The sequence below is a fragment of the Mucilaginibacter sp. KACC 22773 genome (assembly GCF_028736215.1).
Taxonomy (GTDB): Bacteria; Bacteroidota; Bacteroidia; order Sphingobacteriales; family Sphingobacteriaceae; genus Mucilaginibacter.
Genome location: NZ_CP117883.1, coordinates 190464 through 208632, shown reverse-complemented (window position 1 = coordinate 208632; position 18169 = coordinate 190464). Strand labels below are relative to the sequence as shown.

General features: G+C 44.6%; 11 protein-coding genes. 5 read left to right on the top strand and 6 right to left on the bottom strand.

Annotation, left to right across the window (positions count from 1 at the left end; genetic code table 11):
* The first annotated feature begins 165 nt into the window (after positions 1-165).
* The 3 genes from PQ469_RS00875 (at position 166) to PQ469_RS00865 (ending at position 4761) form a co-directional block, all read left to right on the top strand.
* On the top strand, positions 166-726 hold the full coding sequence (locus tag PQ469_RS00875) for a helix-turn-helix domain-containing protein (protein ID WP_274211299.1): 561 nt from the start codon (positions 166-168) through the stop codon (positions 724-726).
* Between the two features lie 126 nt (positions 727-852).
* Positions 853-2736: an ice-binding family protein gene (locus PQ469_RS00870; RefSeq protein ID WP_274211298.1), complete on the top strand. Its 1884-nt coding sequence runs from the start codon at positions 853-855 to the stop codon at positions 2734-2736.
* A gap of 84 nt (positions 2737-2820) precedes the next feature.
* A complete protein-coding gene (locus PQ469_RS00865; protein ID WP_274211297.1) occupies positions 2821-4761 on the top strand; it encodes an OmpA family protein in 1941 nt (646 codons plus the stop codon).
* 69 nt (positions 4762-4830) lie between these two features.
* On the opposite strand, the gene PQ469_RS00860 is transcribed toward PQ469_RS00865, so the two are convergent.
* The 4 genes from PQ469_RS00860 to PQ469_RS00845 form a co-directional block, all read right to left on the bottom strand.
* The gene (locus tag PQ469_RS00860) at positions 4831-7308 is read right to left on the bottom strand and encodes an alpha-L-rhamnosidase-related protein (RefSeq protein WP_274211296.1); all 2478 of its coding nucleotides are present in this window, start codon (positions 7306-7308) and stop codon (positions 4831-4833) included.
* A 211-nt stretch (positions 7309-7519) separates the two neighbouring features.
* Complete coding sequence (gene ahcY, locus PQ469_RS00855) at positions 7520-8836, bottom strand: adenosylhomocysteinase (protein WP_274211295.1); 1317 nt, start codon at positions 8834-8836, stop codon at positions 7520-7522.
* Between the two features lie 156 nt (positions 8837-8992).
* Positions 8993-9358: a bactofilin family protein gene (locus PQ469_RS00850; protein WP_274211294.1), complete on the bottom strand. Its 366-nt coding sequence runs from the start codon at positions 9356-9358 to the stop codon at positions 8993-8995.
* Positions 9359-9500: 142 nt separating this feature from the next.
* Positions 9501-10373 (bottom strand): M23 family metallopeptidase, encoded by an 873-nt coding sequence (locus PQ469_RS00845; RefSeq protein ID WP_274211293.1) that lies wholly within the window; start codon positions 10371-10373, stop codon positions 9501-9503.
* Positions 10374-10570: 197 nt separating this feature from the next.
* Between PQ469_RS00845 and PQ469_RS00840 the strand changes: the two genes are divergently transcribed.
* Positions 10571-10981, top strand: a complete 411-nt coding sequence (locus tag PQ469_RS00840; protein WP_274211292.1) for a BrxA/BrxB family bacilliredoxin — start codon at positions 10571-10573, stop codon at positions 10979-10981.
* 207 nt (positions 10982-11188) lie between these two features.
* On the opposite strand, the gene PQ469_RS00835 is transcribed toward PQ469_RS00840, so the two are convergent.
* Both PQ469_RS00835 and PQ469_RS00830 read right to left on the bottom strand, forming a co-directional pair.
* Entirely contained in the window at positions 11189-13687 is a 2499-nt protein-coding gene (locus PQ469_RS00835; RefSeq protein ID WP_274211291.1) for a M1 family metallopeptidase, read from the bottom strand.
* Positions 13688-13825: 138 nt separating this feature from the next.
* Positions 13826-15106, bottom strand: a complete 1281-nt coding sequence (locus PQ469_RS00830) for a metal-dependent hydrolase family protein (RefSeq protein WP_274211290.1) — start codon at positions 15104-15106, stop codon at positions 13826-13828.
* A 234-nt stretch (positions 15107-15340) separates the two neighbouring features.
* On the opposite strand from PQ469_RS00830, the gene PQ469_RS00825 reads away from it, so the two are divergent.
* Positions 15341-18103, top strand: coding sequence for an ABC transporter permease (locus PQ469_RS00825; protein ID WP_274211289.1), 2763 nt, complete (start codon positions 15341-15343; stop codon positions 18101-18103).
* Positions 18104-18169: the final 66 nt, after the last annotated feature.

Below are 18169 nucleotides of genomic sequence, written 5' to 3'. Positions count from 1 at the left end.
GTACCCACTATCAAATTTAATCACCCGTGTTCAGCACCGGTATTAATGCCCTTTTCGTATCCGCGGGGCATTATCTAATAAAAATATATGGGGATGATTTTATTAACACAGGCTGCGATTGGCAAAAAACTTTCGGAGGCACTTGTTTTGTAATACAAGGAAACAATGAACCTCTTTATAAAAAACATGGTGAGCAGCCGCTGCAAAATTATCGTCGAATTCGAATTGCGAAGGGCAGGGCTCAAATGCACCGCTATTGACCAGGGAAGGGCAATTATTACCGGTGATGTGGGGCTGGCCCAAATTCAGCAGGCGGGCATCGCTTTATTAAAATACGGCCTGGTATTAATGGATAATAAGAAAAACATCCTGGTTGAAAAAATAAAGCAGGTAGTTACCGATTTGATCTTTCATTCAGAAATTCCGTTAAAAACCAACTTCTCCGATTACCTGAGCAACAAGCTTAACCTCGATTATACTTACCTGGCCAATACCTTCTCGGATGTGCAGGGCACCACTATTGAACAGTTTATCATCATGAATAAAATTCAACTGGTAAAACAGTTAATATGGCAGGATGAATTAACCCTTACCGAAATTTCGTGGAAACTGCATTACAGCAGTGTGGCGCACCTATCTGCCCAGTTTAAAAAAGTTACCGGTTTAACACCCTCGCAGTTTAAACATTTTGATTTTCAAAACCAAAGCAGCTTTGCTAATGTGTGAATTATATAACTAATACAAAAAGTTGTATAACATGCCTGCCGCCAGGTAGCCATAAGTTTGTACCATCCTGCAATCTGACCCAATAGGACCCCGGGACTTTACAATTTATCTTTCAATAATATATTCATGAAAAAAACATTTACTATGCCAATGGAAGTCATCTGCATGCGTCAGCGCGGCGGTTATTCCAAAACATTCGGTGCAATTTTGTCGTTGGTGTTACTTATTACTATGTTAACCTCCGGGTGCAAAAAGGACAATTATAAAGGCGAAATCAAGGGCGACTGCCCGGTGGTGGTGGCAACCGACCCGGCGGATAAAGCTGTTGACGTTGTTTTAAACAAAGCCATCTCGGTAACCTTTAACACCAGCATGGCGCCGTCAACAATTACCGACAAAACATTTATAATAAAACAAGGCGCTACTGTTGTTACAGGTACCATAACAAACGCCACCAACGGCACAGTATTTACTTTTACCCCAAGCCAGCCCCTGCTGCCTTTCGCTATTTATACGGGCACTATAAAGGCAGCAGTAACCGACACTTTGCGTACCGCGATGGTAAGCGATTATACCTGGACATTTACTACCATTCCGCAAATTACGCTAACAGCAACGCCTACCCTTGGCGGTGTTACCGAAGGTGAAGGCACATTTGCACAAGCATCTGCCGTAACTGTTAGTGCAACGCCCAATACCGGCTACATATTTACCAACTGGACTGATAATGGAGTTATTGTTTCAACAAGTTCCAGCTATCAGTTTACCATGGCGGGTAACCGGGCATTGGTTGCCAACTTTAAACTGATACCTGCATCGCAATTTGCGGTAGTACTTACCTCGAGCCCTGCTATTGGCGGTACAACCAGCGGATCTGGCGCTTACAACGCCGGTACCATCGTAACCGTAACCGCCGACCCTAATAACGGCTTTACCTTTGTGAACTGGACAGATAACGGCAACGTGGCTTCTACAAGCTCAAGCTACCAGTTTATACTTGCAGCCAACCGTAAATTAGTGGCCAACTTTAAAGCTATACCGGCATCGCAATTTGCACTGGTATTAAAATCAAGCCCGGCAGCAGGCGGCTCAACAACCGGATCAGGTGCATACGCTGCAGGTTCATCAGCAAGCGCAACGGCAACAGCAAGCCCCGGCTATACCTTTACCTCGTGGAGCGGCGATGCAACAAGCACCAATAACCCGTTAACTATTGTTATGAGTGCCAACAAACATGTAACGGCCAACTTTACGCTCAACGTAATCATTATACCCCCACTTTTGGGTGATGCTGCAAAATTTGGCGCTTTCGGCGGTAATGCAGGCGTAACCAACCAGGGCCTAAACACAGTAATCAATAACGGTGCGATAGGCACAACGGCCGCATCAACCCTGGTTACCGGTTTCCATGATGGTTTAACTGCCGATATTTATACCGAAACACCACTAAACAAGGGTAATGTTAAGGGCGGCATATTTACAGCGCCACCAGCCCCAGGTACTGCTACCTCTTTTGCGGTTGCTACACAAGGGTTGCTTGATGCCACCATAGCTTACAACAGTATATCCCCAGCCTCGAAACCAGGTGGTATCGACCCGGGCGCAGGCGAATTAGGCGGCTTAACTTTAGCCCCCGGCGTATATAAATCCGCAAGCGGCACATTCAAAGTAACCAATGGCGACCTTACGCTGGATGCCAAAGGCGACCCTAACGCAGTATGGGTATTCCAGACAGCTGCCGGCCTTACGGTAGGTACAGCAGGCCCGGCAGGTGCCAGGAGTGTTATTATGAAAAATGGCGGCCTTGCTAAAAACGTTTACTGGTACGTAGGCAGTTCGGCTGTAATCAACGGCGCGGGTGGCGGCATCATGACGGGTACTATCATATCCAGTGCAGGCATCACCTTTTCAACAGCCGGCAACGCGGTACAAACGGTATTAAATGGCAGGGCAATATCCCTGGTAGCTTCGGTTACTATGGTAAATACCACTGTTAACGTACCACAATAAGCCAACATCAGTATCAACAGTATTCAATCCCTATTTGGGGGATTGAATACTATCTGTCAACAACATATTTAAAAGAAACATCTCATGTTACCAATCAATAAAATAATTAAAACAACCATCATCTGCTGTTTGATGGTTGCTATGGCCGGCATAACGGTTAAAGCACAAACCACTACTGTACCAACATGGTGGTTTGGTGTATCCGGCGCTGCAAATTTTAACTTTTACGATGGCACCACCCAACGGTTAAACAATTCATTAATAGCGCCTACCGCCTTTCATAAAGGCCATGATGTACGCCCTTATGGGTCTATTTTGATGGAATACCGCCCGGCAAGTGTGTTGGGTGTAATGCTTAACGTAGCTTATGATGGCCGCGGTGGCAAATTTAAAGATGTGGTGGCCCCCTGTAATTGCCCCGCTACTTTAGAAACCAACACCAGCTATATTGCTGTTGAACCAAGCCTGCGTTTAACGGTGCCTTCAACCGGTTTATACTTTTTTGCCGGCCCAAGGGTTGCTTTTAACATCAGTAAAGATTTTGAGTACACCCAGCTTAGGCAACCAAATACAAATGGCCAGTTAAGCGCCATGCACAAAACCCTCATCTCGGGCCAGGTTGGCGCCGGTTACGATATTATGGTTTCGCCGGCAAGTAGTACTACCAAGGTGAGCATCTCGCCATTTGTCTCTTTTCATCCATACTTTGGACAGGAGCCGCGCAGTATCGAAAGCTGGTCGGTTACCACGCTACGCGCCGGGATAGCGCTTAAATTTGGTAAAGCTTCAAAAATTGCACCTAAAACGGTAACCAGCGTACCGGCACCTATGCATGTATTTGTTTTTACGGTAACCGCACCAACAGCAGTACCTTTAAAACGCCAGGTGAGCGAAACGCTGCCTTTGCGTAATTCGGTGTTTTTTGATGAAGGATCGGCCCAGATCCCTGCCAGATATATTACGTTGTCAACAGATCAGGCAATTACTTTCAAAGAACAGCAACTGCAAAATGAGCAGGCCGATAACACGGCCGGCCGGTCTGCAAGGCAGCTGAATGTTTATCACAACATCCTGAATATTTTGGGCGATAGGTTAAGGGCAAACCCAGGCGCTGTAATTGTGCTAACCGGTGCATCGGCTAAAGGTCCTGCAGATGGTAAAGAACTGGCACAAGCTGTAAAACAATACCTGGTTACCCAATTTGCAGTTGATGCATCAAGAATAACCATTGCCGGCCGTAACAGGCCGCTTATCCCGTCGGAACAACCGGGTGGCACTAAAGAATTGGTATTGCTGCGTGCAGGCGACCGCCGTGTTGATATTACCAGCACCTCGCCCGAATTATTGACCGAGGTGGGCGGCGACATGATGAAGCCAGTTCAAATAAATGCTACACAAGCCAATCCACTTGATAGTCAGGTGATTTTAAATATCGATAGCGCCAAACAGTTGCTTAAATCATGGTCTGTAGATGTTACAGATGATAAAGGTACCGTTCAGCACTTCGGACCATTTATTGATGACCAGGCCAGCATTCCGGGTACAACTATCTTAGGCAGCAACCCTTCGGGCGATTACAAAATTGTAATGACGGGCGAAACCCGTGCCGGTATTCCTGTAAAGAAAGAAAGCACTGTGCATTTGATACGCCAGGACGAAACACCAACCAAAGGCCTGCGCTATAGCATCCTGTATGATTTTGACAGATCAAACGCCATTGTATCCTATGACAAGTTTTTGGCCGATGTTGTATCCGCTTCAATTACTGATGGATCAACAGTTATTATTCATGGCCATACTGATAACATAGGCGAAGAAGATCACAACATGAAATTATCCAAAGCCCGCGCTATGGATGTGCAGCATACACTGGAGCAAGCCTTAACCAAAGCAGGCAAGACCAATGTAAAATTCGAAACTATAGGATTTGGCGAAGATGCAGGCAACGCACCCTTTGAAAATAATTTAGTTGAAGAGCGGTTTTACAACCGGACTGTTATTATAGATATTATCCCCGTTAAATAACAATAAACGATATAAATGAAAAAAGCAGCGGGAGAAATTCCGCTGCTTTTTTGCGTTAAAGATGTCTTCTTAATTCAATTTACTAAGCATCATATCTTCATTTGCCGTGGCGGATTTATAGTTTATCTTCAATTCGCCGTTTACATCACTTTTTAAAACTTCGGTCTGTTTCCCGTTAACTGCAAAACTATAATCCGTATTCGGGTTTAATTGATGTAAAACATAGGTAACCGGTTTGGCCGCCTGCTGATGCCATTCCATTTTATCGCCATCCCAGTTTTTTATATCGATGGTTAAATTACCTGCCGAAGCAGCATTCAAAGCAACAGCGGGGCTGCCGCCATTAAAGTATGATAACTGGGTACTGGTACTATTAAAACCGAAGCTTTGTTTTGCGGTTACCTTAAATTTCCCGTCGGCCACGGCATAGTTATCATTATCGAGGTTGATAGTTAGCTTTTTATCCCTGAACCTGTAATTCAACACGGTGCCCGCAAGTTCGGGCGTGATATGAGGGTTGAGGTAAAAACGATTATACAAAGGATTGATACCATAAATGGCCTGGTACAAGCCCACTATAGCCAGGCTATTGCCAGATAGGATATCGTCGCCAAGGCCATCTTGTTTTATCCTGCCATAACGCTGAAAAGCCAAACCATCTTTACCATATTGCTCCAGCACATTGCGCACATATTTAAGGGCAAGGGCTGGTTTATATTCGGCATAGGCTTTTACCGCGATAGACCCCCACGATAAAAACAAGTCGCCATTTTCATAGGATGGAAAAGGGTATTGGTATTCCTTAGCTTCGCCCGGCAAATATGTTGTCATACACAAGGGCCAAAAGAAAAGCTTTTCCTGTTGCATTTGCATTTCAATATTATCCAGTATTGTTTGCTTGCGGGCATCCTTATTGCAAATATCATAGGCAATGGCCATAAAGTTTACCGGTGTTACCATATTGCGGCCATGCACGCTTTTGTCCTTATCAATCCAATAAGCATAACAGCTTTTTTCCTGGTCCCAAAAACCGCCGTCGGCAGTCGGCTTGTTAAAGCTTTCCTTTAGTTTAGCAGCAAAGTTTTTATAGTAAGTTGCCTTGGCATCGTTATTTAATTGCTGCTCAATATCGGCCCATTTTACCAGCGCGTGGTAAAGCTTGGCGTTTACAAAAGCATTTTCGTACGACGCCCAAACAATATCAATCCAATCGCTGCTGCGCTTTTGGGTATGGTTATCGGTCATCATTTCAACCAGCCCATTGTTATTGCTGTCGCGTTTCAGTATCCAATCTAAAGCTTTCTCGCACGACAGCTGGTGTTGCTTAACCCAGCTTTTATCACCCGTCATATCATACAGGTCGGCAACATTTATCACCAGATCGGGGTTCGAATCCATCAGGATGCCCCATTGTGCCTCGTAAAAACCGTCGCTGTTAAATTGATTAGGCATGGCATCCTCATTAGTGTAAGCCCAACGCGGGTATACCCGGCCATCGGGTTTTATGGCGTGATCGCGGTAATAATCAAGGCAGGTTTCATCGCCCTTTAAATATTTAGCGTCATTTATGGCAAGGCCAAGCTGCGCTATATATTGCTCATGCAGGCAAATAGGACCATAAGGTGTAGCCCAACTATTACCGCCAAAATGCAGCGAATCAATTACCCCTATGCGGGCAATGGTGTTAAGCACCGCGCCAACTTTAGCGCCATCAACACCACTAAATTTACCGCGGCCATACTTTTCATCAAAATTAAAATAGCTAAGGGTAATACTTTGGCTGCCCGGCCCGGCCGCAAGATTAAATGGCGCCCAAACATCGGTACGCCCTCTTAAAAACCTGCGCCTTTGGGTGTCACTATCCTGCTTTAATGCCATTTCATTATTGCTTACACTTATGGTGTAAGCAAGTTTATCATCGGCAGTACGGCTATATTTCATAGCCACGTTTTTGCCCGGGGCAGCCACGGTTATATTTAAACCGTTACCGGTTTTACTGTTCCAAAAATCAGACGACCGGGTGTGCACGCCGTAGGTACACAGTTTTTCGTTAAAAAGGTAAAACCAGGCCAGCCCGCCATAACCCTGGTAAGCGCCTTCCCATGTATTTATGTTATCAAAATTAAATACAGGCGCAGCAGATTCATTTACCTGCAATGGCTTGTTTGAACTTCGTTCGATTGTCCACCTGATGGCTTTATCGTTGATGGTAAAAATCCAGTTCTCAGTTATGGTGAAGCTTTTATCGCCATAGCTTATGTTGCTGAGCTTATAAACATTGCCTGTTTTTAATAATACCGGCGTTTTCTTTAAATGCAGCGACGAATACGTAATGCCATTAATGTTCACCGATGTAAACACCCCATCGGCACTGCTTATTACTTTTTGCCCATTAACCACCAGCGAGGTGATACTTGCCTTACCACCGTAGTTAAGTACCATGGTCATTTTGGGATTGGTGATTTTTATTTCGGCTGCTAATGCGGCCGTTGACCAAAAAGCAAGGACGAGATAAATTAAATTGATGTGGATTTTTTTGATAGGCATGGTATCAGGGTTGATGTGAAATGTGTTCTGTCATCAAAATTAGCATATAAGTTTCAGGATGGAAATTTAATGTATAGTGGCATAACGAAGGCAGAATAGGATCGTTAGCAGATGCCTTTCTCAAACAAAAAAAGGCACAGTCGTAAAACCATGCCTTTTATATCCATGCAAAAACCTTTCAGCTTTCGCCTTTAACCTTTTACCTAAAAAATTAGTAACGATAGTACTCCGGTTTAAACGGACCATCAACAGTTACGCCAATATATTCGGCCTGGTCCTGGTCTAAAACTTCCAGTTCAACGCCAATTTTGGCAAGGTGTAAGCGGGCAACTTTTTCGTCAAGGTGTTTTGGTAAGGTGTACACTTTGTTTTCGTAAGCGGCACCGTTTGTCCAAAGCTCTAACTGAGCCAAAGTTTGGTTAGTGAACGAGTTACTCATTACAAAGCTTGGGTGGCCTGTTGCGCAACCTAAGTTAACCAAGCGGCCTTCTGCTAAAACGATAACATCGCTGCCATTAATGGTATATTTATCAACCTGTGGTTTAATCTCGATTTTGGTGTTGCCATAAGCGCCGTTTAACCAGGCCATGTCAATCTCGTTATCAAAGTGACCGATGTTACAAACAATTGCCTTATCTTTCAAAGCGCGGAAGTGCTCTTCACGAACGATGTTTTTGTTACCAGTTGCAGTAACAACAATATCAGCTTCTTTAATAGCAGTACCTAATTTTTTAACCTCGAAACCTTCCATAGCTGCCTGTAATGCGCAGATAGGGTCAATCTCGGTAACGATAACACGCACACCAGAGTTACGCAATGAATCTGCAGAACCCTTACCTACGTCGCCATAACCACAAACAACGGCTACTTTACCGGCCATCATTACATCAGTTGCGCGGCGGATGGCGTCAACCAGCGATTCGCGGCAACCATATTTGTTATCAAATTTCGATTTGGTAACCGAGTCATTAACGTTAATTGCAGGCATTGGTAATGTACCCGCTTTCATACGCTCATATAAACGGTGTACACCTGTAGTAGTTTCTTCAGATAAACCTTTAATATCAGCAATCAGTTCAGGGAAACGATCTAACACCATGTTGGTTAAATCGCCGCCATCGTCTAATATCATGTTCAGCGGTTTGCGGTCTTCGCCAAACCAAAGGGTTTGCTCAATACACCAGTCAAACTCTTCGGCGTTCATACCTTTCCAGGCGTAAACAGAAATACCGGCAGCAGCAATAGCAGCAGCCGCATGATCCTGGGTTGAGAATATATTACATGACGACCAGGTAACTTCGGCGCCAAGTGCAATTAAAGTTTCAATTAAAACAGCGGTTTGGATGGTCATGTGCAGGCAGCCGGCAATACGGGCACCTTTTAACGGCTGGCTTGGACCGTACTCCTGGCGCAAAGCCATCAGGCCCGGCATTTCGGCCTCGGCCAGTTCAATCTCCTTGCGGCCCCATTCGGCCAGTGAAAGGTCTTTTACCTTGTATTTAACAAAAGCAGTTTCTACTGATGACATATCGTTTTCAATTTTGTGCAGCAAATTTAAATCATATCCGGGTTAAAATGAAATAGGCCGCAAGTTAAGGGGTTATTAGTTGCCATAGGGCAAGTTACGCCCTGTTGTCGAACGAAGAGGTACGAGGAGAAATGACATTGGGGATAGACGACGCTACTACTTCTCCACCACCCCCATGCTTAACAACCCATTATAAACGCCGCCGGTTTCAACCAGCAGGGTTTGGGTGGTTATGGTGCCGGTGATTTTGCCGGTGGCTCGTATTTCAAGGGATGAGGTCTGGATATCGCCGGTAACTGTACCGTAAACCACAATCTCTTTGGTATTGATATTGCCATTGACAACGCCTTTTTCGCCAAGGATAATACCTTCGTCAACAGTAACGTCGCCGGTTACCTGTCCGTCAATACGGGCAAACGCCGGGGCTTTAAAATTACCACCAATTTCGCAGCCTTCGCTAATGAGGGTTGATATCGATTGCAGGTCGAGCGATACTTTGTCTTTTTTACCGAAAATAGCCATAGTTTTTTAGTATCAAGTAGTTAGTAGCAAGTATAAAGACCGCAGCTTTTTTACTTTGCTACCTTCCACTGTTATTTATAGTTTAGTATTAAATAGCAAGTACGACAACACTGTCTTGATACTTACTACTAACTTCTTGCTACTACTTATTAAGTGTTAAAAAATTAACCGGATTTACGGGTTTGCCGTGCCTGCGCACTTCGTAGTGCAGGTGTGCACCCGTTGAGTGGCCAGTTGAGCCAACAAGGCCAATCTCATCGCCCAGGTTTACTTCCTGTCCTACTTTTACTTTTATCTTAGACAGGTGCCCATAAACGGTCTGGATATCATTAATATGCTGAATGCGGATGCAGTTGCCATAACCGCCGGCCCAGCCGGCAAAAACAACCTTGCCGCTGGCAGTACATTTCACCTCGTCGCCACGTTTGCCCTTAAAATCAATCCCGGGATGAAACTCGGCGCTTGCGCTATCGAAAGGGTCGCTGCGGTAGCCAAAAAAGGAGGTGAATGAGCTGATGCGCGGGTAACCCATGGGGGTAAAAGCAATGGTTCCCATCAGGTGGTTAAGGTAGTCATTGTACAGCGAGTATACTTCGCCATCATTTAGCTTCTTACCTTCTGTATTGTTATCACCGCCAATGCCTTTGGTGCTGAAACCTTTTAAGCCACGGCGGCGCAGGTAATCGTTGATTGTTTTAAGCTTACCTTCTATCGATTGGATATAGCTTTGCGCGCTGCCTTGTTTAGCCTCGGCCGGCGCTGCAACCTGCGCAGGTACGGCGCCTTTTAATTTTACAATCTGGGCCATTAGCGCCTGCTTTTCAACTTCCTGTTGCTGGTTTTGCCATCTTAAATAAATAATACCTCCTACCAAAACCAGCACAACCGAAAGGATGCCAAGCGCGTAATGTTTAAGATTGTTAAGGTGTTTTGTTTTAATTTGTAAAGACCGTGTAGGTTGCTGGTTTTTATTAATAACAACAACGGTACTGATATCAGATGTCTTTTGTTTCATCAAAATCATAAATTAGGGTTGGCAATATAACGATAACATCGAACAAATCAATAGTCATTATAAACAAACGCCTTACGGCCTGATGGTTATAATAAAGCTACATAGTCAGCACATTGTTATTATTGCGTTTTTTAAACGGAAACTATTAATCATTTGTTATTTTTGTGGTTGATAAAATTTAAAAAAATAAACATACCATGTATCCAGAATATTTAGTTGCCCCCATGCGGGAAGATTTAACCAGGGTTGGTTTTGAGGAGTTGAAAGATGCCGAGGCAGTAAAAAACGCTATTGAAAGCGAAGGTACTGTATTTGTAATGGTAAACTCTGTATGTGGTTGCGCTGCCGCAAATGCCCGCCCAGCCGCCAGGATTGCTGCCGCAAATGAAAAACACCCCGACAAATTGGTTACCGTTTTTGCAGGGATGGAAAAAGACGCCGTAGACGCCGCACGTAACTATATGTTGCCTTACCCTCCGTCGTCTCCAGCTATGGCATTGTTTAAAGATGGTAAACTGGTGCACATTATTGAGCGCTACCAAATTGAAGGCCGCCCTGCCCAAATGATTGCCGATAACCTGATTGGCGCTTTTGAGCAATACTGCTAATCAAGCTGAAGGCCAAAGGCATATAGCTTAAAGCCAACATCTTCATAATAACAAAGCCCCGGGATTTAAATAACTCCGGGGCTTTTCCTTCATCTGCCCATTTGAAATCTGAAATCTGAAATCTGTCTTTTTTCATTTTCAAATCTTCAAATTACCAAATTTTCAAATTCCTTTCATCTGCACATTTGAAATCTGAAATCTGCACATCTATTTAGCGTCGTTGATCTGTTTAATAGCATCGTCCGCAACTTTAACAGTTGCATCATCATGCATCTGCGCACGCTTTTCTTTAATGTCGGTTATAAATTTGATAGCGGGATCGGCAATACCCTGCGGTTTATATTTTATGCCAAAATCTTTAATCTGACTGATCCCTTGCTGGGCGTATTCTGGTTTTTGAACACGGCCTGCCATGGCGCTAAATTTATCGAGGGCATTATATTTAGCCTGCGGTGCAGCTTCATCAAATTGCTTGTAAACAAATGTCCATTGGGCATCCGTGCCGCTGGTAGCGTAAACATTCATCATGGCTGCAGTAAGGCCGCCTTTGTTATCGGCTTCATAATTTTTTGCCAGGTTCATGGCCAACGCCGGGTCGAGCAAATTAATAGCGTTTAACGCAGCACCCTGAACAGCGTATGACTGACTGCCTAAGGCCTGTTTAAATAAATTCATATTACCGGATGCTTTAAGGCTGCCCAACGCGGCAATGGCCTGGGCCTGCACCAATGTATTATTATCTGTTTGCGCCAACCTGGCCAAAATAGGCTGTGCCGCATTGCGGATGGCATCATTATCCAGCTTAATTGTGCGGATGGCTTTATCCCGCAATCCATAATATTTATCGTTCAATGCTGCAATCAGAACTTTTTGCGCGTCTTTTTCGCTTTGCTTATCGGCAGCTGCATTAATGGCTTCCAATCTATCCAGGTAAAGCGGCGCGTTAAAATACTGGAAAGCAAATTCCTGCAAAGTTTTATGGTCAGTCTTCTTGGTTAAGAGTATTTTATCACCGTCGACATTTACCAGGTCGGGTTTAGATGCCAGTTTGAAAGTAAGGGTATCGTTCTGATTGTTCATCCAAACTTTATGACGTGTTTTTTTGCCGCCTGTGTAAATATCAATGGCCATTGGCAGTTTAAATATCTGCCCGTCCTGGCTCTGCTGCAGGTAAACGGTTTGTGTTTTGGTAGCATCGTCCCATTTATAGCTGATATCCAGTATCGGGTGGCCTGCCCCATAATACCATTGGTTAAAAAACCAATTCAAATCAAGCCCGCTGGCTTGTTCAAGGGCTAAGCGCAATTGCTGGGCTTCGCCATTTTTAAAGGCATTGGTGGTCAGGTAAATATTCAGACCTTTATAAAAAGCTTCGTTGCCTAAATAGTTGCGCAGCATATTTAATATGCGACCGCCTTTTTGATAGGTAACCACATCAAATACATCCTCCTTATCGGCATAATGAAAGCGCACCAGGTTTTTGGTACGTGCATCTGGCGACCGGAAGTAGTTTTGCATATCAATATAGTTATGCTCGTCGGCTACATCATGGCCGTATTTATGTTCGGCCCAAAGGGTTTCGCTAAAGTTGGCAAATGATTCGTTTACCGTTAGGTTGCTCCAGCTTTCGGCAGTCACATAATCACCAAACCATTGGTGAAAAAGCTCATGCACGATGGTGCTGCGGCCATCGTCATAGTAAGCATCTAACAGTTCGCGGTGGGTGCCTTGCACATAAGCGCCATGCAGGGTAGCCGAGGTGTTTTCCATCGCACCGCTTACATAATCGCGCACCACAATTTGCGAGTACTTATACCAGGGATAATCTACCCCCAAAGTTTTGGAGTAAAACTCGATAGCTTCGGGTGTCATCCCAAAAATCTCCTTAGCGTATGGCGCGTACTTTGGCTCCAGGTAATAGTTTACCTCTTTGTTGCGCCATTTATCCTTAAATATCTTAAAATCGCCAACGGCCATCATAAACAGGTATGGCGAGTGCGGCAAATCTTGTTTCCAGGTATCGGTGCGGGTGCCATCGGCGTTGTTTTTTTGCGATACCAGTTTGCCGTTTGATAGGGTTACGTATTTGGACAGCACGGTCATGCTAATCTCTCCGGTAGTTTTTTGGCTTGGTTTATCAATGGTAGGGAACCATGTCGATGAACTTTCAGTTTCGCCTTGCGTCCATATCTGGGTTGGCTTATCTTTTTCTGTACCATCCGGGTTAATAAAATATAACCCTTTGGCATCGTTAATAGCTGCGCTGCCTTTTACTTTAAGCTCATTGGGTTTGGCAGTGTAATCAATGTAAACAGTATAGCTTTCGTTGTTGCGGTAAACTTTATCCAGTTTAATGGCCACGGTCAGGCTATCCTGATAAGTAAACTTCAGCGGCACGTTTTTACCGTTTTTTACGACGGCAATTGTTTTTAAGTCCATGCCTTTGGCATCTAAACGGAGCGTATCGGTAGGATAAAAATGTGGTTTTAACGTAACCCATTCCTTGCCGTACATATAGCGTTTTTTGTAATCGAACTTAACATCCAATTTGGTGTGCACCAAATCGTTTACCTTACGGGGTGTTTCGCGGTAAATTTTAAGGGCGGGATCTTCGGGTTGGGCCGCTTGCTGGGCCTGGGATGATGTAAACGTGGCAGACAAAGCCGCGGAAAGCAGTAGTGTAGATAATAGTTTCAAATCAGTCATATATGAAAAATGATAAACAAACAGCAGTGGGCGTGTTACAAAATGAATACACCCGCTGTGGGCAAAAAGTTTTGACACATAAAGCACGTAAGACGCGCGGCAAACATTAATGTTACCGCTATAAGAATTTATTTACCATTATAAGCTGTATATTTTTCCCTCTTTCATGATAAAGCTTACGTTTTTCATCGCTTTTATATCAAGTAAAGGGTCGCCGTCAACCGCAACAATATCAGCCGATTTCCCGCTGGCTATGCTGCCTATTTTTGAACTCATGCCCAGCAGATCGGCGGCGCTGCCTGTTGCCGACTTTATGGCTTCCATGGGCGTCATGCCACCCTCAACCATATACTGAAATTCGATGTAGTTTTTACCGTGCGCGTATACTCCGGCATCGGTGCCAAAGGCAATTTTTACCCCGGCTTTATAAGCTTTGGTAAACGTTTGTTGTATCTGGGGCCCTATTTCAAGGGCTTTACGGGCAATTACCGGCGGAAAATATCCCGGCATCCGGGCCGAATCGGCAACCGACTTTCCGGCGATGATGGTGGGTACGTACCAGGTGCCGTATTGTTTGGCCAGTTTAATATCTTCATCATCCATAAAAGTGCCATGCTCTATTGAGGTTACGCCACCCAGTATAGCCCTTCGTATGCCCTCGGCGCCATGGGCATGACAAGCCACTTTAAGGCCATAATCTTTGGCTGTTTCTACAACAGCCTTTATTTCGTCGATACTGAACTGTGCGCCCGACCCATCCTCGCTTAAATCCAGTACACCACCGGTAGATGCTATTTTGATTACGTCGGATCCGCGTTTAAATTGAAGCCTTACCGCTTTTATCAATTCGTCCTTACCATCGGCTACGCCTTCATCAGGCCCCGGGCGGTGGTTAAAAGCATCGTCCCTAAACCCATCCGATGGATCCATATGGCCGCCGCTTGCTGATATTGCCCTGCCGGCAGTTATTACCCTGGGCCCATCAACCAGCCCCTGCCTTATTGCTTTACGCAGGCTGATATTTACGCCGGTGCCGCCAAGGTCGCGCACGGTGGTAAAGCCAGCCATCAGGGTGCGTTTGGCAAATACTGATGCCTGGTAAGCAATATCGGCATCAGTTAATGTAAAACCCTGGATAGCCGAATTTTTATTAAATTGAGATTCCAGGTGTACATGGCAATCAATTAGCCCCGGCATTACCGTTTTGTTTTGCAGGTTAATAACCTTGTCTGTAGCGGTTCCTGATGTATACCCTTTTTGAATATCGACAATGGTTTTACCCTCGACAACTATAGTTATTTGTGTTTGCGCTGCCGGCGAGGTCCCGTCGATCAGTTTTCCGCATTGTATATAAGTTTTTTGAGCGAATGCGGTTTCTGCAACAAAAAGAAGAAAAACGAAGAGTATGATTTTTTGCATATAAAGATAGGTTGCTGATACTTAAGCTAATTTATGATAATTTTCCTCAAATCTGTACTGCATACCTCAGAACTTCCGCATAAAACCGAACACCAGATGTTCGTATTCGAACACCCGGCACATTCACATCTACATAAACAACTGATTAACTGCCACTTAAATAAATGGCACATATTTTATTCCATGTAATTGGTGGGGTTTACCATTGTATGTCAATTTATCTACCTATAAAGTATGAACATAGAGGAACACGTTTGGCAACTGGCGACAAAAAAACTGGCTAACGAGGCATCGGCAGCGGAATTAGGCGAACTGGATAAGCTGTTAACGGAAAATCCCGAGCTAAAAACCTCACTCATGCTAATTTTTGACTGGTGGCAGGATGAAAAAGAGGATACAGAAACCAACAGCTCCTTGTTATTTGAAAGGATACTGCAAAATATAAAGCCCGCAGATACGATGGCCGAAGAAAACACCAGGGTTGTGCCACCTTATTTGCCTGCATACAAAGAACACCAGAAATCGGATAAAAGAAGTTCAATTTTAATTAATACCGGTATGATCAAGAATTATTTAAAAGTTGCCTTAAGGCAGTTGCAAAAGCAAAAAATGTACGCGGCCATTAAAATTGGAGGCTTTGCGTTTAGCATCGCCGCATGTTTATTGATAGCCTTATACATCCGGGATGAGCTTAGCTTTGATAAAAGCTACCCGGATGCCGATAGGATTTACCGGATTGTGGGTGCCTATAACATAGATGCCATACACGAGAAAGGTACTTCCTGGCCTGCTGTTATGGCTAAGACGTTAAAAAACGACTATCCGGAGGTGGAAAAATCGGGCCGGATAATGAATAACTCGCTGTTTTGGGGTGCGGGCAGTAACGAGCTGAAACGTGCGGATGGCGTACAAAACACCCATGAAGATGGTTTTGCTTACGCGGATCAGTCGCTGCTGGAAATACTAAAGATCCCGATGGTATACGGCGACCTGGCGCACGCGCTTACCGAGCCGCAAACCATGGTGATATCAAAAAGCAAGGCCGATAAATATTTCCCTGGTGAAAACCCGGTAGGCAAGGTGATGTACCTTAACAACAATAAAAGCCGCCCTTATAAAATTGGGGCCGTGATGCAGGATTTTCCCACTACATCACATTTCCATTACAGCTTTTTGCTTACCCTAACCGGTGTTAAGTTTTGGGATGGCGAACAGGAAACCTGGGGAGCCAGCAATTACGATGTTTACGTGTTACTTAAGGCGGGGGCAGATGTTAAAGCATTAAATAAAAAGATAACCGATGGCATAATACAAGGCTATTACATACCCGATATGAGAAGAGGTGGCGATAAAAACGCGGATAGGATTGCCGCCGCTTTAACCATGTTTTTGCAAAATATTAAAGATATCAACCTATACTCTTATGATATCCGCGATGGCCTTTCGCACGGTGATATACGTTTTGTGTGGCTGTTTGGTGCGGTGGCGGGCTTTATATTGGTGATAGCCTGTATTAATTTTATTAACCTGGCCACGGCAAAATCGGCCAACAGGGCAAAGGAGGTGGGCTTACGTAAAGTGGTAGGTTCACAGCGCAGCGGCCTGATTGGCCAGTTTTTGGCCGAATCATTGATTTACAGCTTTATCTCCTTTATTATAGCCATTGTTTTGGCGGCATTATTAATGCCTTATTTTAATACGCTTGCAGCAAAAACATTAACCATACCGTGGCAGCACTGGTGGTTTATGCCCACTATAATGGCTGCCGCTGTGGTAGTTGGCATACTGGCCGGTGTTTATCCCGCATTCTACCTCTCCGGCTTTAAACCTGTAGAAGTGTTGAAAGGCAAGCTGGCTACGGGCAGTAAAAGTTCGTTTTTGCGCAACGGGCTGGTTGTTTTTCAATTTACCACATCCATTATATTAATTATCAGCACGGTGGTTATTTATAACCAGATGCATTATATACTGAACAAAAAGGTAGGCTTTGAAAAAGACCAGGTGCTGATGATACAGGGCACGAACACGCTTGAAGGAGAAGTGCAAAACTTCAAAAACGAATTACTAAAGCTATCGGCAGTAAAAAGCGCCACCGTGAGCGATTTTTTACCCGTATCGGGTACCAAGCGCAACGGCAATGAGTTTCATAATGAGGGTAAACAGAAATTGGAAGCCGGTACGGGCGGCCAGTTTTGGGATGTTGATGCCGATTATATAAAAACTCTGGGCATGACTATAGTAGCCGGCCGGGATTTTAACCCTAAACTAAAAACCGATTCGCAGGCGGTTATCATTAACCAAACCATGGCCCAAAAATTAGGCCTTAGAAACCCCATCGGCAAAAAAATAAGCAATTACGGCGCGCCTGTGCCCATTATTGGCGTGGTAAAGGATTTTAATTTTGAAAGCCTAAAAGGTACACTTGATCCGCTGGTGATGCACCTGGGTAACAGTCCGTCTATCGTGTCAGTAAAAATTAAAACCGATAACGTAAAAGGTACGTTGGCGCAGATAAATGCGGTATGGAAAAGCTTTTCGCCAAACCAACCCATCCGTTACAGCTTTATGGACGAGCAATTTGCCAACATGTATGCCGATGTGCAGCGCATGGGTCGCATATTTACCAGCTTTGCTATGCTGGCTATTATCATAGCATGCCTTGGCCTGTTTGCCCTGGCTGCCTTCATGGCCGAACAACGCAGCCGCGAAATAGGCATCCGCAAGGTACTTGGCGCAAGCATAGCCAACATTACCCGGCTGCTTTCGCTGGATTTTGTTAAGCTGGTATTTATAGCCATACTGATAGCGTCGCCCATATCCTGGTGGGCCATGAATAAGTGGCTGCAGGATTTTAACCCCAGCAACCGCATCAGTATCAGCTGGTGGATGTTTGCCCTGGCGGGGATAATGGCCATTGTAATTGCTATTTGTACCGTGAGTTACCAAAGCATCAAAGCCGCGTTAATGAACCCGGTAAAGAGTTTGAAAGCGGAATAGATCAGTCATTGGTCATTTCGCTTCGCTGTCATTAGTCATTGGCTGCCAGACTCATTAATGACTAAT

Excerpts from the sequence above, each read along its gene's own strand:
- PQ469_RS00825 (WP_274211289.1), top strand. The coding sequence starts at position 15,341 with ATGAACATAGAGGAACACGTTTGGCAACTGGCGACAAAAAAACTGGCT.
- PQ469_RS00850 (WP_274211294.1), bottom strand. The coding sequence starts at position 9,358 with ATGGCTATTTTCGGTAAAAAAGACAAAGTATCGCTCGACCTGCAATCG.
- PQ469_RS00870 (WP_274211298.1), top strand. The coding sequence starts at position 853 with ATGAAAAAAACATTTACTATGCCAATGGAAGTCATCTGCATGCGTCAG.
- PQ469_RS00840 (WP_274211292.1), top strand. The coding sequence starts at position 10,571 with ATGTATCCAGAATATTTAGTTGCCCCCATGCGGGAAGATTTAACCAGG.
- ahcY (WP_274211295.1), bottom strand. The coding sequence starts at position 8,836 with ATGTCATCAGTAGAAACTGCTTTTGTTAAATACAAGGTAAAAGACCTT.
- PQ469_RS00830 (WP_274211290.1), bottom strand. The coding sequence starts at position 15,106 with ATGCAAAAAATCATACTCTTCGTTTTTCTTCTTTTTGTTGCAGAAACC.
- PQ469_RS00845 (WP_274211293.1), bottom strand. The coding sequence starts at position 10,373 with ATGAAACAAAAGACATCTGATATCAGTACCGTTGTTGTTATTAATAAA.
- PQ469_RS00860 (WP_274211296.1), bottom strand. The coding sequence starts at position 7,308 with ATGCCTATCAAAAAAATCCACATCAATTTAATTTATCTCGTCCTTGCT.
- PQ469_RS00835 (WP_274211291.1), bottom strand. The coding sequence starts at position 13,687 with ATGACTGATTTGAAACTATTATCTACACTACTGCTTTCCGCGGCTTTG.
- PQ469_RS00875 (WP_274211299.1), top strand. The coding sequence starts at position 166 with ATGAACCTCTTTATAAAAAACATGGTGAGCAGCCGCTGCAAAATTATC.
- PQ469_RS00865 (WP_274211297.1), top strand. The coding sequence starts at position 2,821 with ATGTTACCAATCAATAAAATAATTAAAACAACCATCATCTGCTGTTTG.